At 54.1% G+C, this 20582-nt stretch carries 11 protein-coding genes, 3 tRNA genes and 1 pseudogene; 9 read left to right on the top strand and 6 right to left on the bottom strand.

The window, feature by feature from the left end; genetic code table 11:
* Positions 1-3: 3 nt before the first annotated feature.
* The 4 genes from recC (at position 4) to recD (ending at position 11795) form a co-directional block, all read left to right on the top strand.
* Entirely contained in the window at positions 4-3366 is a 3363-nt protein-coding gene (recC, locus tag B9P82_RS08390) for an exodeoxyribonuclease V subunit gamma (protein ID WP_101700185.1), read from the top strand.
* Between the two features lie 185 nt (positions 3367-3551).
* A complete protein-coding gene (gene ptrA / locus B9P82_RS08385; protein WP_016157372.1) occupies positions 3552-6440 on the top strand; it encodes a pitrilysin in 2889 nt (962 codons plus the stop codon).
* Positions 6433-9978, top strand: a complete 3546-nt coding sequence (gene recB / locus B9P82_RS08380) for an exodeoxyribonuclease V subunit beta (protein WP_101700184.1) — start codon at positions 6433-6435, stop codon at positions 9976-9978. The genes ptrA and recB overlap by 8 nt, the downstream gene beginning before the upstream one ends.
* Positions 9975-11795 (top strand): exodeoxyribonuclease V subunit alpha, encoded by a 1821-nt coding sequence (recD, locus tag B9P82_RS08375; protein WP_101700183.1) that lies wholly within the window; start codon positions 9975-9977, stop codon positions 11793-11795. The genes recB and recD overlap by 4 nt, the downstream gene beginning before the upstream one ends.
* A gap of 46 nt (positions 11796-11841) precedes the next feature.
* Here recD and argA read toward each other — a convergent pair.
* Positions 11842-13172: pseudogene (gene argA / locus B9P82_RS08370) on the bottom strand (amino-acid N-acetyltransferase).
* Positions 13173-13407: 235 nt separating this feature from the next.
* Here argA and amiC point away from each other — a divergent pair.
* Positions 13408-14661 carry an N-acetylmuramoyl-L-alanine amidase AmiC gene (amiC, locus tag B9P82_RS08365; RefSeq protein WP_016154266.1) on the top strand — a complete coding sequence of 418 codons (1254 nt, stop codon included), beginning with the start codon at positions 13408-13410 and terminating at the stop codon, positions 14659-14661.
* Positions 14662-14735: 74 nt separating this feature from the next.
* On the opposite strand, the gene B9P82_RS08360 is transcribed toward amiC, so the two are convergent.
* The 3 genes from B9P82_RS08360 to B9P82_RS08350 form a co-directional block, all read right to left on the bottom strand.
* Positions 14736-14812, bottom strand: a tRNA-Met gene (locus B9P82_RS08360).
* A 34-nt stretch (positions 14813-14846) separates the two neighbouring features.
* A tRNA-Met gene (locus B9P82_RS08355) sits at positions 14847-14923 on the bottom strand.
* Positions 14924-14957: 34 nt separating this feature from the next.
* A tRNA-Met gene (locus tag B9P82_RS08350) sits at positions 14958-15034 on the bottom strand.
* A gap of 205 nt (positions 15035-15239) precedes the next feature.
* Here B9P82_RS08350 and mltA point away from each other — a divergent pair.
* Both mltA and tcdA read left to right on the top strand, forming a co-directional pair.
* On the top strand, positions 15240-16337 hold the full coding sequence (gene mltA, locus B9P82_RS08345) for a murein transglycosylase A (RefSeq protein ID WP_019077597.1): 1098 nt from the start codon (positions 15240-15242) through the stop codon (positions 16335-16337).
* 39 nt (positions 16338-16376) lie between these two features.
* Positions 16377-17183 (top strand): tRNA cyclic N6-threonylcarbamoyladenosine(37) synthase TcdA, encoded by an 807-nt coding sequence (tcdA, locus tag B9P82_RS08340; RefSeq protein WP_019077596.1) that lies wholly within the window; start codon positions 16377-16379, stop codon positions 17181-17183.
* 47 nt (positions 17184-17230) lie between these two features.
* Here tcdA and csdE read toward each other — a convergent pair whose 3' ends face one another.
* Complete coding sequence (csdE, locus tag B9P82_RS08335; RefSeq protein WP_016154263.1) at positions 17231-17674, bottom strand: cysteine desulfurase sulfur acceptor subunit CsdE; 444 nt, start codon at positions 17672-17674, stop codon at positions 17231-17233.
* On the bottom strand, positions 17674-18879 hold the full coding sequence (gene csdA / locus B9P82_RS08330; protein WP_101700181.1) for a cysteine desulfurase CsdA: 1206 nt from the start codon (positions 18877-18879) through the stop codon (positions 17674-17676). The genes csdE and csdA overlap by 1 nt, the downstream gene beginning before the upstream one ends.
* Before the next feature lie 192 nt (positions 18880-19071).
* On the opposite strand from csdA, the gene B9P82_RS08325 reads away from it, so the two are divergent.
* Together B9P82_RS08325 and gcvA are read left to right on the top strand one after the other, a co-directional pair.
* Positions 19072-19299 (top strand): YgdI/YgdR family lipoprotein, encoded by a 228-nt coding sequence (locus B9P82_RS08325; RefSeq protein ID WP_016154261.1) that lies wholly within the window; start codon positions 19072-19074, stop codon positions 19297-19299.
* Between the two features lie 363 nt (positions 19300-19662).
* Entirely contained in the window at positions 19663-20580 is a 918-nt protein-coding gene (gcvA, locus tag B9P82_RS08320; RefSeq protein ID WP_016154260.1) for a glycine cleavage system transcriptional regulator GcvA, read from the top strand.
* Positions 20581-20582 lie beyond the last annotated feature (2 nt).

Genomic DNA, 20582 nt, shown 5'->3' with positions numbered 1-20582 from the left:
GCTATGTTAAGGGTCTACCACTCCAATCGTCTGGATGTGCTGGAAGCGTTAATGGAATTTATCGTTGAGCGCGAGCGGCTGGACGACCCCTTTGAACCTGAGATGATCCTGGTTCAAAGTACCGGTATGGCGCAGTGGCTACAAATGACCCTTGCACAGAAGTTTAGTATTGCCGCCAACATCGATTTTCCGCTGCCCGCGAGTTTTATCTGGGATATGTTTGTGCGCGTGCTGCCGGATATCCCGAAAGAGAGCGCGTTCAGCAAACAGAGCATGAGCTGGAAGTTGATGACGCTGTTGCCGCAATTGCTGGATGGCGATGACTTCGCATTGCTGCGCCACTATCTGACGGACGACACCGATAAACGTAAACTGTTTCAGCTTTCCTCGCGCGCGGCTGACCTCTTTGACCAGTATTTAGTCTATCGCCCTGAGTGGTTGACCCAGTGGGAAGCCGGGCGACTGGTTGAGGGACTCGGCGAATCTCAGGCCTGGCAGGCGCCGTTGTGGAAAGCGCTGGTGGAACACACCGAGGAATTGGGCCAGCCGCGCTGGCATCGCGCCAATTTATACCAACGATTTATTCAGACTCTGGAAAGCGCGTCCGAGTGCCCGCAGGGACTGCCTTCTCGCGTCTTTATTTGCGGCATTTCGGCGCTGCCGCCGGTTTATTTGCAGGCATTGCAGGCGCTGGGCAAGCACATTGATATTCATCTGCTGTTTACCAACCCTTGTCGCTACTACTGGGGAGATATAAAAGATCCCGCCTGGCTGGCGAAGCTGATGGCGCGTCAGCGTCGGCACAGCTTTGAAGAACGCCATCTGCCGCTGTTTCGCGATAGTCAGAAAGCCGAAGGGTTGTTTAACAGCGATGGTGAACAGGATGTGGGCAACCCGATGCTGGCCTCGTGGGGCAAACTGGGGCGCGATTACATTTATCTGCTTTCAGAACTGGAAAATAGTCAGGAGCTGGATGCGTTTGTCGATATAACACCTGACAATCTTTTGCATAATATTCAATCGGATATTCTGGAACTTGAAAGTCATGCCGTGGCGGGCGTTACGCTGGAAGAGTATTCGCGTAGCGACAATAAACGACGGCTTGAACTGAACGACACCAGCGTGACTTTCCATGTTTGTCATAGCCCACAGCGCGAGGTAGAAATTCTTCATGACCGCCTGCTGGCAATGCTGGAAGCGGATCCCACGCTGACGCCGCGCGATATTATTGTGATGGTGGCGGATATCGACAGCTACAGCCCATTTATTCAGTCGGTCTTTGGCAGTGCGCCAGCTGAGCGTTACTTACCTTATGCGATTTCCGACCGTCGGGCGCGCCAGTCTCATCCCGTCTTACAGGCCTTTATTAGCCTGCTGTCGCTGCCGGATAGCCGTTTTGTCTCAGAGGATGTGCTGGCATTACTGGATGTGCCCGTGCTGGCGGCGCGTTTCAATATCGATGAAGAAGGGCTGCGCTATCTTCGGTTATGGGTCAATGAATCCGGGATTCGCTGGGGAATTGACGACGATAACGTGCGTGAACTGGAACTTCCGCCTACAGGTCAGCATACCTGGCAATTTGGTTTAACGCGCATGCTGCTCGGCTACGCGATGGAAAGCGCGCAGGGCGAGTGGCAATCGGTATTGCCATACGATGAGTCCAACGGTTTGATTGCCGAGTTGGTAGGGCATCTGGCCTCGTTGCTGATGCAGCTCAATCTCTGGCGTAGAGGGTTAGCGCAGGAGCGCCCGCTGGAAGAGTGGCTGCCCGTTTGTCGGGACATGCTTAATGATTTCTTCCTGCCGGATGCAGATACCGAAGCGGCGATGACGCTGATTGAACAGCAGTGGCAGGCCATTATCACTGAAGGTCTGGGGGCTGAGTATGGTGATGCCATACCGCTTTCTCTATTGCGAGATGAGCTGGCTCAGCGTCTTGACCAGGAGCGCATTAGCCAGCGCTTCCTGGCGGGGCCAGTTAACATTTGTACGCTGATGCCGATGCGCTCTATTCCTTTCAAGGTGGTTTGCCTGCTGGGTATGAACGATGGCGTTTATCCGCGTCAGCTTGCGCCGTTGGGCTTTGATTTGATGAGTCAAAAACCGATGAGGGGCGATCGCAGCCGTCGCGATGATGACCGCTACCTGTTTCTTGAAGCATTGATTTCAGCACAGCAAACGCTCTACATCAGCTACATTGGCCGCTCCATTCAGGACAACAGCGAGCGCTTCCCGTCGGTACTGGTGCAGGAACTGATGGACTACATCGGGCAAAGCCACTATCTGCCGGGCGATGAATCATTGACCTGCGATCAAAGCGAAGCCCGGGTAAAAGCACACATTACCCGTTTGCATACCCGTATGCCCTTTGATGCACAAAACTATCTACCGGGCGAACAGCAAAGCTATGCCCGGGAATGGCTGCCTGCGGCGAGCCTGTCAGGAAAAGCGCACACGGATTTTGTCCAGACGCTTCCCTTTGAGATGCCTGAAGCGCTGACGCTGGAAACGCTGCAGCGATTTTGGGCTCATCCGGTAAGGGCTTTTTTCCAGATGCGTCTGAGGGTCAACTTCCGCTCTGAAGAAAGTGAGATCCCGGAAACGGAACCGTTCACTCTTGAAGGATTAACCCGCTATCAGCTTAATCAGCAATTGCTTAACACGCTGGTTGAAGAGAAGGATGCTGAACAACTGTTTCGCCGTTTTCGTGCGGCGGGCACGCTTCCCTATGGGCCATTTGGCGAAATTCTGTGGGATACGCAGCGTCAGGAGATGCAGTCGCTGGCTGAACGCATTATCGCCTGTCGTCAGCCCTGCCAGAGTATGGAAATCGATCTTAACTGTAACGGCGTGCAAATCACCGGTTGGCTGCCACAGGTGCAAGAGGACGGTTTGTTGCGCTGGCGCCCATCTTTGATAAGCATTGCGCAGGGTGTGCAACTTTGGCTGGAACATCTTGTCTATTGTGCCAGTGGCGGTACGGGAGAGAGCCGGTTGTTCCTGCGTAAAGACGGGGAATGGCGTTTTCCGCCACTGGATGCAGAGCAGGCGCTGCTGTACCTGTCGCAGCTCGTTGAGGGGTATCGGGAAGGCATGTCGTCACCATTGCTGGTATTGCCCGAAAGCGGCGGCGCCTGGATAAAAACCTGTTATGACGCCGTAAATGATGCCATGTTAGATGACGATGCAACGTTGCAAAAAGCGCGCAGTAAGTTTCTGCAGGCCTATGAAGGTAACATGATGGTACGGGGTGAAGGTGATGATATCTGGTATCAGCGCCTTTGGCGTCAGCTGGATGCGGCTACGCTGGAGACCATTGTTTTACAGTCTCAGCGCTACCTGTTACCGATTTTTCGCTTTAATTAGTCATGATGATTGTATAAAAATTGCGCAGTTCGATGGCTTCCACTATGATGCGCATTCTGTCACGGACTGATTCTTACAAAGAGAGGATGCTGGCTCGTTCAGCACATAGTCTTGCCCTGTTCAGACCACGTATTTATGCGTGCTTTGCTGTGAACAGGTGAATACGTTAATGATGAGGTTTGTGAATGCCCCGCAGCACCTGGTTCAGCGCATTACTGTTGTTCGTCGCCCTTTGGGTTCCCGTAAGTCAGGCAGATACCGGTTGGCAGCCTTTAGCTGAAACCATCCGTAAAAGCGATAAAGACACCCGCCAGTATCAGGCCGTGCGCCTTGATAACGGCATGGTCGTGTTGCTGGTATCCGATCCTCAGGCCGTGAAATCCCTTTCTGCACTGGTGGTTCCCGTGGGCTCGCTGGAAGATCCGGACGAGCATCAGGGGCTGGCGCATTATCTCGAACACATGTGTCTGATGGGCTCGAAAAAATACCCGCAGCCGGACAGTCTGGCTGAATTCCTGAAAATGCACGGCGGCAGCCACAATGCCAGCACCGCGCCTTACCGTACGGCCTTCTATCTTGAAGTCGAAAACGACGCGTTGGTGGGGGCGGTGGATCGCCTGGCAGACGCTATTGCCGATCCGTTGCTGGATAAAAAATATGCCGATCGTGAGCGTAACGCGGTTAACTCCGAGCTGACGCTGGCGCGCACCCGAGACGGGATGCGTATGGCGCAGGTGAGTGCTGAGACCATCAACCCGGCGCACCCTGGCTCGCGTTTCTCCGGCGGAAATCTCGAGACATTAAGCGATAAACCGGGAAACCCGGTGGTGCAGGCATTACAAAAATTTCATGAAAAGTACTACTCCGCGAACCTGATGAAGGCGGTGATTTATAGCAATAAGCCCCTGCCAGAGCTGGCGCGGATAGCTGCTGACACCTTTGGACGCGTACCGAACAGAAATATCGCAAAGCCTGAAATTACCGTACCGGTAGTCACCGACGCGCAAAAGGGCGTCATCATCCACTATGTTCCGGCAATGCCGCGTAAAGTACTGCGCGTCGAGTTTCGTATCGATAACAACAGCGCGCAGTTCCGCAGTAAAACCGATGAGCTGGTGACCTATCTGATTGGTAATCGTAGCCCTGGCACGTTGTCTGACTGGCTGCAAAAGCAGGGGCTGGTTGAAGGTATTCGTGCGGATTCCGATCCGGTGGTCAATGGGAACAGCGGCGTGTTAGCCATTTCCGCGACGTTAACCGACAAAGGGCTGGCGAACCGCGATGAAGTTGTTGCGGCAATTTTCAGTTATCTCAATCTGTTACGCGATAAAGGCGTCGATAAACGCTATTTTGACGAACTGGCGCACGTACTGGATCTCGATTTCCGTTATCCCTCCATCACCCGTGATATGGACTACGTGGAATGGCTGGCTGATACCATGATCCGCGTTCCTGTCGAACATACGCTGGATGCGGTGAATATTGCCGACCAGTACGATGTGAAAGCCGTTGAGCAACGCCTGGCAATGATGACGCCACAGAATGCGCGTATCTGGTATATCAGTGCGAAAGAACCGCATAATAAAACCGCTTATTTTGTCGATGCGCCTTACCAGGTGGATAAAATCAGCGACAAAACCTTTGCCGACTGGCAGCAAAAAGCGCAGGGCATTGCGCTGTCGTTACCGGAGTTGAACCCCTACATTCCGGATGATTTCACGCTGATTAAAACGGATAAAAAATACGCGCACCCGGAACTGATCGTTGATGAGCCGGATCTACGCGTGGTGTATGCGCCGAGCCAGTATTTTGCCAGTGAGCCGAAGGCTGACGTCAGCGTGATCCTGCGTAACCCGAAGGCCATGGACAGCGCCCGCAACCAGGTATTATTCGCACTTAACGATTACCTGGCGGGGATTGCGCTCGATCAGTTAAGCAATCAGGCGTCGGTAGGTGGAATTGGTTTCTCTACCAACGCTAACAATGGGTTGATGCTTAACGCCAACGGCTATACCCAACGTCTGCCGCAGCTTTTTCAGGCGCTGCTGAGCGGCTATTTCAGCTACACCTCAACGGATGAACAGCTGGAACAGGCGAAATCCTGGTATGCCCAGATGATGGATTCTGCAGAGAAGGGTAAAGCCTACGATCAGGCAATTATGCCAGTGCAAATGCTTTCTCAGGTGCCGTACTTCTCACGCGATGAGCGCCGTAAGCTACTGCCTTCCATCACCCTGAAAGAGGTGATGGCGTACCGCGACGCCTTAAAAACCGGTGCGCGGCCTGAATTCCTGGTAATAGGTAATATGAGCGCCGCTCAGGCGACGACCATGGCGCGGGATATCCAACAACAGCTTGGCGCTAACGGGTCACAGTGGTGTCGCAATAAAGATGTGGTTGTGGACAAGAAGCAGTCCGTCATCTTTGAAAAAGCAGGCAGTAGCACGGACTCCGCGCTGGCGGCGGTATTTGTGCCAACCGGATACGATGAATACGCCAGTTCAGCCTACAGCGCCATGTTAGGGCAGATTGTTCAGCCGTGGTTCTACAATCAACTGCGTACTGAAGAGCAGTTAGGCTACGCTGTATTTGCTTTCCCGATGAGTATCGGCCGTCAGTGGGGAATGGGGTTCCTGCTGCAAAGCAATGATAAGCAGCCGTCTTATCTTTGGGAGCGTTATAAAGCGTTCTTCCCGACGGCGGAAGCGAAGCTGCGGGCGATGAAACCTGAAGAGTTTGCGCAAATTCAGCAGGCGATTATTGCGCAAATGCTGCAGGCGCCGCAAACGCTGGGGGAAGAAGCCTCACAGTTAAGCAAAGATTTTGATCGCGGCAATATGCGCTTCGATTCACGTGATAAAATAGTGGCTCAGATTAAACTGCTGACGCCGCAAAAACTTGCCGACTTCTTCCATCAGGCGGTGGTTGAGCCGCAAGGCATGGCGATACTGTCACAGGTTTCCGGCAGTCAGAACGGGAAAGCAGAATATGTGCACCCGGAAGGCTGGAAAGTGTGGCAGACAGTCAGCGCGTTGCAGCAAACCTTACCCCTGATGAGTGATAAGAATGAATGATGCCGCTGAGTCCCTTGATCCACTGCGCTTGCCCCTGACGGGCGAGCGCCTGATTGAAGCCTCTGCGGGCACCGGTAAAACCTTTACCATCGCCGCCCTGTATTTACGTTTACTGCTTGGACTGGGCGGCTCTGCCGCCTTTCCTCGTCCTCTGACCGTTGAAGAACTGCTCGTGGTCACCTTCACCGAGGCAGCCACCGAAGAGTTGCGCGGACGAATTCGTAGCAACATTCATGAACTGCGAATTGCCTGCCTGCGTGAAAAGACCGACAACCCGCTATATGCCCGTTTGTTAGATGAAATCGCCGATAAAAAACAGGCCGCTCAGTGGCTGCTATTGGCTGAAAGACAGATGGATGAAGCGGCGGTGTTTACCATCCACGGCTTTTGTCAGCGTATGCTCAGTCTCAACGCCTTTGAATCAGGCATGCTGTTCGAACAGCAACTGATAGAAGATGAATCGCTGCTGCGCTATCAGGCCTGTGCGGACTTCTGGCGTCGACACTGCTATCCACTACCCCGCGACATTGCGCAGGTGATTTTTGAAACGTGGAAAGGACCGCAGGCTCTGCTGAGAGACATCGATCGCTATCTGCAGGGGGAAGCGCCGGTCATCAAGGCTCCGCCGTCTGATGACGAAACGCTGGCTTCCCGGCACGAACAAATTCTCACGCGCATTAACCAGATCAAACAGCAATGGCGTGATTCTGTTGATGAGCTGGATGGCCTGCTGGAAGCCTCCGGGATCGACCGGCGTAAATTTAATCGTGGTAACCAGGGCAAGTGGATCGAAAAGATCAGCGCATGGGCGCAAGAAGAAACCCAAAGTTATCAGCTTCCTGACGCGCTGGAGAAATTCTCACAGCGTTTTCTGGAAGAGCGCACTAAAGCGGGCGGAATAACCCCTCAGCACCCGCTGTTTGTCGCTATTGATGAACTGCTTAGCGAACCGTTAACTCTCCGCGATCTGGTGATCACCCGGGCGCTGGCGGAGATCCGTTCAGCGGTTGCCGAGGAGAAACGACGCCGCGGTGAGCTAGGCTTTGACGATATGCTCAGCCGTCTGGATGCGGCGTTGCGCAGTGAAAGCGGCGATGCGCTGGCGACGGCTATCCGTACCCGTTTTCCGGTCGCGATGATCGATGAATTTCAGGATACCGATCCGCAGCAGTACCGTATTTTTCGCCGGATCTGGCAGCATCAGCCGGATACCGCACTGCTGCTGATTGGCGACCCAAAACAGGCGATTTACGCGTTTCGCGGCGCGGATATCTTCACCTATATGAAGGCGCGCAGCGAGGTCAGCGCACACTATACGCTCGATACCAACTGGCGTTCGGCCCCCGGCATGGTCAATAGCGTAAATACGCTTTTCAGCCAGATGGATGACGCCTTTATGTTCCGCGAAATCCCCTTTAGCCCGGTAAAATTTGCAGAAAAAAACCAGTCGTTTCGGTTTGTTTTACACGGTGAGACACAGCCAGCCATGAGCATGTGGCTGATGGAAGGGGAAAGCTGCGGCCTAGGCGATTATCAGAACTACATGGCCCAGGTGTGCGCCACGCAAATTCGCGACTGGCTTAATGCCGGGCAGTCTGGCGCTGCGCAACTGGTCAGTGGTAAAACATCCAGTCCGGTACGCGCGTCGGACATCAGCGTACTGGTTCGTAGCCGCCAGGAGGCGGCACTGGTCCGTGATGCGCTGACGCAGCTGGCAATTCCCTCCGTCTACCTTTCCAACCGTGACAGCGTATTTGAAACGCTGGAAGCGCGGGAGTTGCTGTGGGTGCTGCAGGCGGTGATGACGCCGGAGCGTGAGAACACGCTGCGTAGCGCGCTGGCGACCTCAATGATGGGGCTGAATGCGCAGGATCTTGAAGCGTTAAATAACGATGAAAATGCCTGGGATGCGGTGGTCGAAGAGTTTGATGGCTATCGTCAGATCTGGCATAAACGCGGCGTGATGCCGATGCTGCGCGCGCTGATGACAACCCGCCAGATTGCGGAAAACCTGCTGGCGACGGCGGGGGGCGAACGCCGCCTGACCGATATTTTACATATCAGCGAACTGTTGCAGGAAGCAGGCTCGCAGCTGGAAAGCGAGCATGCGCTGGTGCGCTGGCTGTCCCAGCATATTCTTGAACCCGACAGCAACGCGTCCAGCCAGCAGCTCAGGCTGGAAAGCGACAAGCATCTGGTCAAAATCGTCACTATCCATAAATCTAAAGGGCTGGAGTATCCGCTGGTCTGGCTGCCGTTTATCACGAATTTCCGCGTCCAGGATCAGGCTTTCTACCACGATCGCAGCTCTTTTGAAGCCGTGCTGGATCTCAGCGATGCCGAGGAGAGCGTTGAGCTGGCTGAAGCGGAACGTCTGGCGGAAGACCTGCGTTTGCTCTATGTCGCGCTAACCCGTTCGGTATGGCACTGCAGCCTTGGCGTTGCGCCGTTGGTGCGACGTCGGGGCGATAAAAAAGGGGATACCGATGTACATCACAGCGCCCTTGGTCGCCTGTTGCAAAAAGGTGAGCCGATGGATGCCGCGGGTCTGCGTAGTGCGATTGAAGCACTGTGTAGCGACGATATTGCCTGCCAGACGCCTGCGCAGCCTGACGGTGAACGCTGGCAAGTTGCGCAGGCTGTTAGCTGCGAACTGAGTGCGAAAATACTGCAGCGTACGCCCGGCGATAGCTGGCGCGTGACCAGTTATTCCGGTCTGCAACAGCGTGGGCATGGAATCGCGCAGGATCTGATCCCGCGACTGGATATTGATGCCGCAGGCGTTGGTGAGGTTATTGAAGAGTCAGGGCTTACACCGCATCAGTTCCCGCGCGGCGCTTCGCCAGGTACATTCTTGCATAGCCTGTTTGAAGATCTCGACTTTACTCAACCGGTAGATCCGCGTTGGGTCGAGGAAAAACTGGCATTGGGCGGTTATGACGCGCATTGGACGCCGGTTTTGACCGAATGGCTGGATGCCATTTTGCAGGCGCCTCTCAACGAGACGGGCGTGAGTTTGAGCCATCTTTCCGCGGGTGAAAAACAGGTGGAGATGGAGTTTTACCTGCCGATTTCGCAGCCGCTGATGGCCAGCCAACTTGATGCGTTAATTCGCCAATACGATCCTCTCTCCGCGGGGTGCCCTGCGTTGGAATTTATGCAGGTACGCGGCATGCTGAAAGGATTTATTGACCTGGTTTTCCGCCACCAGGGGCGTTATTACCTTCTCGATTACAAATCGAACTGGCTTGGGGAAGACAGCTCAGCGTATACGCAGCAGGCGATGGCCTCTGCCATGCAGGCGCATCGCTACGACCTGCAGTATCAACTTTATACCCTGGCGCTGCATCGCTACTTGCGCCATCGCATTGCTGATTACGATTATGAACGCCATTTTGGCGGCGTTATTTATCTCTTCTTGCGTGGCATTGACAGTGAAAATCCGCAACAGGGAATTTACGCGACCCGACCAGACGGGGAGTTAATCGCCTTGATGGACGAGATGTTTGTCGGTGCGCCACTGGAGGAGATGTCATGACAATCCAGAAACGATTACTGGAAGCTGTGGAGCAAAAACAGCTCCGGCCTCTGGATGCCCAGTTTGCGCTGGCGGTTGCCGGAAATGATAACCCTGCCGTTGCGCTGGCGGCGGCGTTGCTCAGTCGTGAAGCAGGAGAAGGGCACGTCTGCTTACCACTTTCGCGGTTATCCCTGAGCGAGGACGCCCATCCCCTTTTAAGCGCCTGGCTCGCTGAAGTAGGGGAGCCAGAAGACTGGACGGAATGTCTGCTGGCCTCCGGGGCGGTAAGCCGTGGTGAGCAACCCACGCCGCTGGTGCTGCACGGCGATCGCTTGTATCTGAACCGGATGTGGCATAACGAACGGGCGGTGGCTCGCTTTTTCAGTGAAGTTAACCACGCCATTGAGGTGGATGAACAACGGCTTACCCACACGCTGGCGGCGTTGTTTCCACCAGCGGAAGGTGTTAACTGGCAAAAAGTGGCCGCTGCGGTGGCGTTGACCCGTCGTATATCGGTGATCTCCGGCGGGCCGGGGACCGGAAAAACGACAACAGTTGCGAGGCTTCTGGCGGCGTTGATTCAGATGGCGGAGGGAGAACGCTGCCGTATTCGTCTGGCGGCTCCTACTGGAAAGGCGGCAGCGCGCCTGACTGCCTCGCTGGGCACAGCGCTACGAGAACTGCCGTTAACCGAAGAGCAAAAGAAACGCATTCCCGATGACGCCAGTACGTTGCATCGATTATTAGGCGCTCAGCCAGGCAGTCAGCGCCTGCGCCATCATGCGGGAAACCCGCTGCATCTGGATGTGCTGGTGGTGGATGAAGCCTCGATGATTGATTTGCCGATGATGTCGCGCCTTATCGATGCGCTGCCGCCGCACGGGCGGGTGATTTTTCTTGGCGATCGTGACCAGCTCGCTTCCGTCGAAGCGGGGGCGGTGCTGGGGGATATCTGTGCTTTCGTCGGTGACGGGTTTACCCCGGAACGCGCCCGCCAGCTCAGTCGTCTGACCGGAAGCGCTATTCCGGCAGGTCTGGGAACTCAGGCCGCCGCTTTGCGCGACAGTTTGTGTCTGCTGCAAAAGAGTTACCGTTTCGGTAGCGATTCGGGAATCGGTCAGTTGGCTGCTGCGATTAATCGTGGTGACAAAGCCGCGCTCAAAACGGTCTTCCAGCAGGGGTTTAGCGACATCGAAAAACGCACGCTACATAGCAGCGAAGATTACGCCGCGATGTTGGATGAGGCGCTGGCGGGTTATGGGCACTATCTGGATTTACTGCGCGAGGGCGCTGAGCCGGATGCCGTCATTCAGGCCTTCAATGAGTATCAGCTGTTGTGTGCCCTGCGTGAAGGTCCGTTTGGCGTGGGTGGTTTGAATGAACGCCTTGAGCAAGTGATGGCGCAAAAACGTAAAATTCATCGTTCAACGCATAGCCGCTGGTATGAGGGAAGACCGGTGATGATCGCGCGCAATGACAGTTCGCTGGGATTATTTAACGGTGATATCGGCATTGCCCTCGATCGTGGACAGGGCCTGAGGGTGTGGTTTGCGCTGCCGGACGGTTCTATCAAATCAGTCCAGCCCAGTCGCTTACCTGAACATGAAACCACTTGGGCGATGACCGTGCACAAATCGCAGGGATCTGAGTTTGACCATGCGGCGTTGATTTTACCCAGCCAGCATTCACCCGTGGTTACCCGCGAGCTGGTCTATACCGCCGTCACCCGCGCGCGCCGGCGTCTGTCACTGTATGCCGATGAGCGGATATTAAGTAACGCCATTGCCACCCGCACCGAACGTCGCAGCGGATTGTCGGCGTTGTTTAATCAATAAAATTCGTTGCCGGATAAGGCATTTATACCGCATCCGGCAACGACCACTACCCCAAATCCGCCATCAGCACTTTGACCGCCGCTGATAGTTGTACATCTCTTTCTTGCTTTCCGGCAGCAGGTCGATATCCACCGGCGTGAAACCACGTTCCTGGAACCAGTGAATGCTGCGCGTGGTCAGCACGAACAGTTTGCTCAGTCCCATTTGCCGGGCCTGCGCGGCGATCCGCTCCAGCAATACTTCCCCGCGCGATGAGCTACGGTAGTCCGGATGCACCGCCACGCACGCCATTTCGCCAATTCTCTCCTCCGGGAAAGGGTACAGAGCGGCGCAGGCGATGGTCAGGTTATCGCGCTGAATAATCGTGAATTTGTCGATCTCCATTTCCAGTTGTTCGCGGGAGCGACGTACCAGAATGCCTTGCTGCTCCAGCGGGCGGATCAGCTCCAGAATCCCGCCGATATCGTTAATGGTAGCGCGGCGGATCTGCTCGGCGCTTTCCATTACGATCTGCGTACCGATCCCGTCACGGGAGAACAGTTCCTGCAGCAATGCGCCATCTTCCTGATAGCTGATCAGATGGCAGCGCCGTACCCCACTGCGACAGGCTTTCACTGCCCCGCGCAGAAAGCGCACTGTGCCGGAGCTGTAATCGCCTTTCTCTTCCTGCAACTCAACGCGCGCCTGGGCTTCGTTAGGAAACAGCTCGGAAATAATATCGCCATCATCGTTGGTGACGCCCTGAGAGGAGCAAAAGCCGATCATTTTCTCTGCCTTCAGTTTGATAGCCAACTGCGTGGCGACCTCTTCTGAAGTCAGGTTAAAGCTCTCTCCGGTGACGGAAACGGCGACCGGGCCCATCAGCACAATCGCGCCACTGTCTAACTGGCGGTGAATGGCATCTTCATCAATACGACGAATACGTCCGCTATGGCAGTAATCCACACCGTCATCAACGCCCAGTGGCTGGGAGATAATAAAATTACCGCTGACCACATTGATGTGCGCCCCCTGCAATGGCGTATTATTCAGGCTCATTGACAGGCGGGCGGTAATATCAAGCTGAAGTAACCCTGCCGCCTGTTTGACCAGCTCCAGGGTTTTAGCGTCGGTAACGCGCGTATTCTTGTGGTACACCGGTTCATGATGATGTGCCGCAAGATTGGCATCAATCTGCGGTCGTGCGCCATAGACCACGACAAGGCGGATGCCGAGGCTATGAAGAAGGCCAATGTCATTGACGATACTGGAAAAGTTTTCATGCTCGATGGCTTCGCCGCCCAGCATAATGACAAACGTCTTTCCCCGATGGGTATTGATATAGGGAACAGAATGGCGGAATCCCTGTACCAGTTCGGTTCTACGCTCCTTCACCACGGCACACCCTCATTGCATGATTATTCGTAATTTGTGTATTTTTATTCTGTTTTGGCGCTGTGCGCAAGCGTAATTTTTACCCATGCCGAAGATTTTTCTCAGTAATGCCGTGAATATAAAAAGAATGTTTACCCTTTTATAGATGACAGATTATGCGTCATTCGCTAAAGTTTCCGGTCAATTCAGACGTTTTACGTATTACCTCAATAAAGATTTCTTTTTGCTCGGGAGAAGCATGTCGGGATCCAATTCAGCAATCAGTCGCCGCCGTTTACTGAAAGGTGCGGGTGCTATGTGGCTTTTGAGCGTCAGCCAGGTTGGTCTGGCTGCCATGAGTCAGGTCGTTGCCGTACGTGTCTGGCCAGCGTCCAGCTACACCCGCGTCACGGTAGAATCTAACCGTCTGCTGAAATACAAACAGTTTGCCCTGAGTAATCCTGAGCGTGTGGTTGTGGATATTGAAGGCGTTAATTTGAACTCGGTGCTCAAGGGCATGGGGGCGCAGATCCGTCCTGACGATCCGTATATTAAATCGGCGCGCGTCGGGCAGTTTGACCCACAGACCGTGCGGATGGTGTTCGAGCTGAAACAGAATGTGAAGCCGCAACTTTTTGCGCTGGCTCCGGTGGCCGGCTTTAAAGAACGTCTGGTGATGGATCTCTATCCCGCGAATGCCCAGGATGTTCAGGATCCGCTGCTGGCGTTGCTGGAAGAATACAACAAGGGCGATCTGGACAAACAGGTGCCGCCTGCGCAAAGTGGCCCGCAGCCGGGTAAAGCGGGGCGCGATCGTCCCATTGTCATTATGCTCGACCCAGGACATGGCGGAGAGGACTCCGGTGCGGTGGGGAAATACAAGACGCGTGAAAAAGATGTGGTGCTGCAGATTGCCCGACGCCTGCGAGCCCTCATAGAGAAAGAGGGCAACATGAAGGTCTTTATGACGCGAAATGAAGATATCTTCATTCCGCTTAAAGTCCGCGTGGCGAAAGCGCAGAAGCAGCGTGCAGACCTGTTTGTCTCTATTCACGCTGATGCATTTACCAGTCGACAGCCCAGAGGTTCGTCGGTATTTGCGCTCTCGACCAAAGGGGCGACCAGCACCGCCGCGAAATATCTGGCGCAAACTCAGAACGCCTCGGATTTGATTGGCGGCGTCAGCAAGAGCGGCGATCGCTACGTCGACCATACCATGTTCGACATGGTGCAATCGCTGACCATCGCCGACAGCCTGAAGTTTGGTAAAGCGGTATTGAATAAGCTCGGTAAAGTTAACAATCTGCATAAGAACCAGGTTGAACAAGCCGGGTTTGCGGTACTAAAAGCGCCGGATATTCCGTCTATTCTGGTGGAAACCGCATTTATCAGTAACGTTGAGGAAGAGCGCAAGCTCAAAACTGCGACCTTCCAGCAGGAAGTTGCAGAGTCGATTCTGGCGGGGATCAAAGCCTACTTTGCCGATGGCGCGACGCTGGCGAGAAGGGGATAACAAAAAAGCGCTGAAAAGCGCTTTTTTTATGGACCGCAGATACAAAAAAACACCCTTTAGGGTGTTTATAATGTTGGTTGCGGGGGCCGGATTTGAACCGACGACCTTCGGGTTATGAGCCCGACGAGCTACCAGGCTGCTCCACCCCGCGTCACCGTACTGCTTTATATTTTATCAAATTTGATTGGTTGCGGGGGCCGGATTTGAACCGACGACCTTCGGGTTATGAGCCCGACGAGCTACCAGGCTGCTCCACCCCGCGTCACCGTACTGCTTTTATTTCATCAAATTTTAATTGGTTGCGGGGGCCAGATTTGAACTGACGACCTTCGGGTTATGAGCCCGACGAGCTACCAAGCTGCTCCACCCCGCGTCCGTGGATGCGCACTATACTCTGCTCGCATTTTCATGCAACCCTTTTTTCACCTTGATCACGTTTTTAAGGTGAAAATGAACAAAAACAACGCATTCTGGATTGTTTTTTGCTCAAAATTTGCGTTCGGGTATGTATACGCATTTCATTAGGTTCGGGGGTTTGTTATCTTCGTCTCGCATTCAGGCAACATAAGACGAGAACAATGAAAGGACGTTGGGCAAAATATCTTCTTGCGGGAGCTGTCGTCGCGATGCTCGCCGCGTGTTCCTCAAAACCCACCGATCGTGGGCAGCAGTATAAAGACGGGAAATTTACCCAGCCTTTCTCACTGGTGAACCAGCCTGATGCGGTTGGCGCACCAATCAATGCCGGTGATTTCGCCGAGCAGGTTAATCAAATTCGCAGCGCTTCGCCACGTTTGTACGGCAACCAGAGCAACGTTTACAACGCTATCCAGCAGTGGTTACGTGCGGGCGGTGATACGCGCAGTATGCGCCAGTTTGGTATTGATGCCTGGCAAATGGAAGGGGCGGACAATTACGGTAACGTCCAGTTTACCGGTTACTACACGCCGGTTATTCAGGCGCGCCATACGCGCCAGGGCGAGTTTCAGTATCCTATCTATCGCATGCCGCCAAAACGTGGGCGCTTACCAAGCCGTGCCGAGATTTACGCGGGTGCGCTGAGCGACAACTACATTCTGGCGTACAGCAACTCCCTGATGGATAACTTCATTATGGATGTGCAGGGCAGTGGTTACATCGATTTTGGCGATGGCAGTCCGCTTAACTTCTTTAGCTATTCCGGGAAAAACGGCCACGCCTATCGCAGCATCGGTAAAGTGCTTATCGACCGTGGCGAAGTGAAAAAAGAAGATATGTCGATGCAGGCTATTCGCCATTGGGGTGAAACGCACAGCGAAGCCGAAGTGCGTGAGCTGTTGGAGCAGAACCCATCGTTTGTCTTCTTTAAACCGCAATCTTTTGCACCGGTCAAAGGGGCCAGCGCGGTACCGTTGATTGGCCGCGCGTCTGTGGCTTCTGACCGCAGTATCATTCCGGCGGGCACAACATTGCTGGCGGAAGTCCCGTTACTGGACAATAACGGCAAGTTTACCGGCCAGTACGAACTGCGCCTGATGGTGGCGTTAGATGTGGGTGGCGCTATTAAAGGGCAACACTTCGATATCTATCAGGGCATTGGTGCTGACGCCGGACACCGTGCGGGGTGGTATAATCACTACGGTCGCGTGTGGGTACTGAAAACAGCGCCGGGTACGGGTAACGTGTTCAGCGGTTAATAGCCGGATGGCGCTCGATATTAATGAATTTGAGGTGTTATGTCTGTGGTTATCAGTGATGCCTGGCGCCAGCGTTTTGGCGGTACGGCGCGTCTGTATGGCGAAAATGCGCTGCAGTTGTTTGCCCAATCGCACGTTTGTGTGGTCGGGATTGGCGGGGTAGGGTCGTGGGCGGCGGAAGCGCTGGCGCGTACCGGTATTGGCGCCATCACGCTCATCGATATGGATGATGTGTGCGTCACCAATACTAACCGCCAGATCCATGCTCTGCGCGATAACGTCGGCCTGGCAAAAGCTGAAGTGATGGCTGAACGTATCCGCCAGATTAACCCGGAGTGCCGGGTGAACGTGGTCGATGATTTTGTCACGCCGGATAATGTTGCTGAGTATATGAGTGCGGGTTATTCGTATGTCATTGATGCGATTGACAGCGTGCGCCCAAAAGCGGCACTGATCGCCTGGTGTCGGCGTAACAAAATTCCGCTGGTGACCACCGGTGGTGCGGGAGGGCAGATCGACCCGACGCAGATACAGGTCGTTGATTTGGCAAAAACTATCCAGGATCCGCTGGCAGCCAAGCTACGCGAGCGGCTGAAAAGCGATTTTGGCGTGGTGAAAAACAGCAAAGGCAAGCTGGGCGTGGACTGTGTGTTCTCGACCGAAGCGCTGGTTTACCCGCAGGCAGATGGCTCGGTATGTGCGATGAAAGCGACGGCGGAAGGGCCGAAGCGAATGGATTGCGCATCCGGTTTTGGCGCGGCCACTATGGTGACCGCCACCTTTGGTTTTGTTGCCGTCTCACATGCGCTGAAGAAGATGATGGCGAAAGCGGCGCGCCAGAGTTGAGTGTGTTGTGCCGGATAAGGCGCGTTCGCGTCGCCATCCGGCAACCATCAAACCTGTCGGGCAGCCTCAAGAATCGCCTCGTTCAGAGCATGCAGCCCCTGGGTACGCGAGGCGCTGAGCTGCGCGCGTAAACCTAGCTCGTCAAATAATGCCATAGGCGAATGCGCCAGTAACTCGGCTGCAGTTTTACCTTCGACCGCCGTGAGTAATACCGCCAGCAGCCCGCGAACAATGCGACCTTCGCTGTCGCCGAAGAAATGCAAAGTACCATTCTCATGAAGGGTATGCCCCAGCCAAACGCGGTTTTCGCAGCCCGCGATCTCTTTGGCCTGTGCCTTTAGCGAATCAGGAAGCGCTGGCAACTGCTTACCCAGCAGAATCAGCTGGCGATATTTATCTTCCCACTGGGTGAGCGGGGTAAAGGTATTGCGTAACGTCTCTTCCGTTACGGTTGTGCCAAACGGGTGTCCGGCGAACAGAGGGCTTGTCATTAATCCACCAATATTTCCAGCGCGCGGTCAACGGCTGCGACCAACGCATCTACATCACTTTGCGTATTATAAGGTGCAAATGAGGCGCGTAGCGTCCCGGATACGCCCAGTTCTGCCAGCAGCGGTTGCGCACAGTGTTGTCCTGCACGCAGTGCAATGCCATATTCGGCCAGCAACGTCACCATGTCGCTGTGATGAACGCCTGCGAAATCAAAGGCTAACAGACTGGAGTCCTGGCAGCGGAAGGAGCGAAAGCCGGGGCGTTTCGCCAGTGCATCTTCTGCCAGCGTCGCCAGACCCCGGCTCCAGTTTTCGGCCTGCACCACGTCAACGTCCGCCAGCCATTCGAGCGCCGCGCTTAGTCCGATAACGCCAGCAACGTTAGGCGTACCGGCCTCCAGCTTCCATGGAGCAGCCTGGGGGGTGAAACCGTCAAAACTGACTTCGCTAATCATTTTACCGCCACCGAGCCAGGGAGACATGGCATCCAGCAGTTCCGGTTTACCGTACAGCACGCCAATGCCGGTGGGACCATACAGCTTGTGGCCCGAGAACGCATAGAAATCAATGTCTAATTGCTGTACGTCGGCGGGGAAATGGACAATCCCCTGGGCACCATCCACCATCACCACCATTCCAGCCGCATGGGCGAGCGTAATGGCGCGGGCTAAATCCGGGCAACCGCCGGTAACGTTCGACATCTGCCCAAGCGCCAGAATGCGGCTGCGTGGAGTGATGAGTTGCGCGAGGCTTTCAACGTCTGGCAATAAATGGGCGTTAAGCGGCAGCCTGACGACCTTCGCCCCCGTTTGCTCCGCCACCATCAGCCAGGGCACGAGGTTGGCATGATGCTCTGCTGCGCTAACGATAATCTCATCACCCGGTTGTAAGCGAGGTCGCGCATAGCTTTGGGCAACCATGTTGATCGCTTCAGTCGTACCGCGGGTCCAGACGATTGTTTTGTCATCCGGCGCATTAATCAGGCTTGCGACTTTTTCCCGCGCGGCTTCATAGCGTGCGGTCAGGCGCTGTGCTTCGGCAAACTGGCTGCGATGGACGTTCCCGGCGCTCAGGCTATAAAACTGATGGGTGGCCTCAATCACTGCCTGCGGCTTCAGTGCTGTAGCAGCGCTGTCGAGATAGACGCCAGCATCGTTGAGTGCGGGAAATTGCGCGCGAAACTGCGCGGGGTTAAAAGCGTTCATGGTATTCCTCAGTTCAGTAAACCGATCGTGGCGCAAAAAGGGCGCTGATACAAGGGGTGTGCTAACCATCGGAATACTCTGGATATCCTGGCAAAGTCCACGCAGTGTCTTATGCTATATACCGTTAGGCGAGCAATTTAGCCTGTTACGGAGTGTGTTTTTAATAGCATAAATCGCTTTAAGGAGAAAAAGATGAAAAAGACTGCCGCAATTATCTCTGCTTGTATGCTGACTTTTGCCCTGAGCGCCTGTTCTGGTTCGAATTACGTGATGCACACCAATGATGGTCGATCAATCGTATCTGATGGTAAGCCACAGACCGACAATGAAACGGGGATGATTTCGTATAAAGACGCTAACGGCAACAAACAGCAGATTAACCGTACCGATGTGAAAGAGATGGTAGAACTGGATAACTAACCGGTCGTCCATCGACAAAGAGTCGGACAAAAAAAAGCACCGCAATTTGGCGGTGCTACATTAATCACTATGGACAGACAGGGTAAATGTACAGGAAGTGAAAAAGGGTAGCTTTGCTACCATGGTCTGAATCGCAGACCAATTGCAAACACAACAACACAACATCACAACCGTAAGCCAAAAGCCCACCAGAACACGCATTCCGATAAAACTTTTCGTTCCGGCTTCAGGAAGTGCCGCCACTATAGGTATTTGCTGGTAGAACCTCAACGGACAATTTATAATGGCTCAGATAAAAAAAACTAATAGGTTACAACCTGTTGGTTAATTGTTAAATTCATTTAACATCAAAGCCTAAAAGTCATGTCAAAACGATTACCACCCCTAAATGCGTTGCGTGTTTTTGATGCTGCAGCGCGTCATTTGAGCTTTACTCGCGCAGCAGAAGAGCTTTTTGTGACGCAGGCCGCAGTAAGTCATCAAATCAAGTCACTTGAGGATTTCCTGGGGCTGAAGCTGTTTCGTCGACGCAATCGATCTTTGCTGTTAACGGAAGAAGGCCAAAGCTACTTTCTCGACATCAAAGAGATTTTTTCGCAATTAACCGACGCGACGCGTAAACTTCAGGCACGCAGTGCAAAAGGTGCGCTCACTGTGAGTTTATTGCCCAGTTTTGCAATCCAATGGATGGTTCCCAGACTCTCTAGCTTTAACTCAGCTTATCCGGGAATCGATGTCAGGATCCAGGCGGTGGACCGTCAGGAAGACAAACTGGCTGACGACGTTGATGTGGCGATTTTCTACGGACGTGGCAACTGGCCGGGTCTGCGTGTTGAAAAATTGTACGCAGAATATCTATTGCCGGTCTGCTCGCCGCTATTACTCACCGGTGATAAACCGCTAAAGACGCCCGAAGATCTGGCGAAACACACATTATTGCACGATGCGTCGCGCCGTGACTGGCAAGCCTATACGCGCCAGCTTGGCCTGAATCATATCAACGTACAGCAGGGACCCATCTTCAGCCATAGCGCCATGGTGCTCCAGGCTGCTATCCATGGACAGGGAATTGCGTTGGCTAATAACGTCATGGCGCAATCCGAAATAGAAGCCGGACGTCTGGTCTGTCCGTTTAATGATGTTCTGGTCAGCAAAAACGCATTTTATCTGGTTTGTCATGACAGTCAGGCAGAACTGGGTAAAATAGCCGCCTTCCGTCAGTGGATTCTGGCGAAAGCGGCCACGGAACAAGAAAAATTCCGCTTTCGTTATGAACAATAATT

This window comes from Citrobacter sp. L55, from assembly GCF_002850715.1.
Lineage (GTDB): Bacteria > Pseudomonadota > Gammaproteobacteria > Enterobacterales > Enterobacteriaceae > Citrobacter > Citrobacter braakii.
Note: the sequence above shows the minus strand (reverse complement) of the source record. Positions and strands in the feature narration are given on the sequence as shown.

Bases quoted from the DNA above. Each gene is read 5' to 3' on its own strand.
- recB (WP_101700184.1), top strand. From the start codon at position 6,433: ATGAATGATGCCGCTGAGTCCCTTGATCCACTGCGCTTGCCCCTGACG.
- gcvA (WP_016154260.1), top strand. From the start codon at position 19,663: ATGTCAAAACGATTACCACCCCTAAATGCGTTGCGTGTTTTTGATGCT.
- csdE (WP_016154263.1), bottom strand. From the start codon at position 17,674: ATGACAAGCCCTCTGTTCGCCGGACACCCGTTTGGCACAACCGTAACG.
- csdA (WP_101700181.1), bottom strand. From the start codon at position 18,879: ATGAACGCTTTTAACCCCGCGCAGTTTCGCGCGCAATTTCCCGCACTC.
- recC (WP_101700185.1), top strand. From the start codon at position 4: ATGTTAAGGGTCTACCACTCCAATCGTCTGGATGTGCTGGAAGCGTTA.
- tcdA (WP_019077596.1), top strand. From the start codon at position 16,377: ATGTCTGTGGTTATCAGTGATGCCTGGCGCCAGCGTTTTGGCGGTACG.
- B9P82_RS08325 (WP_016154261.1), top strand. From the start codon at position 19,072: ATGAAAAAGACTGCCGCAATTATCTCTGCTTGTATGCTGACTTTTGCC.
- amiC (WP_016154266.1), top strand. From the start codon at position 13,408: ATGTCGGGATCCAATTCAGCAATCAGTCGCCGCCGTTTACTGAAAGGT.
- ptrA (WP_016157372.1), top strand. From the start codon at position 3,552: ATGCCCCGCAGCACCTGGTTCAGCGCATTACTGTTGTTCGTCGCCCTT.
- mltA (WP_019077597.1), top strand. From the start codon at position 15,240: ATGAAAGGACGTTGGGCAAAATATCTTCTTGCGGGAGCTGTCGTCGCG.
- recD (WP_101700183.1), top strand. From the start codon at position 9,975: ATGACAATCCAGAAACGATTACTGGAAGCTGTGGAGCAAAAACAGCTC.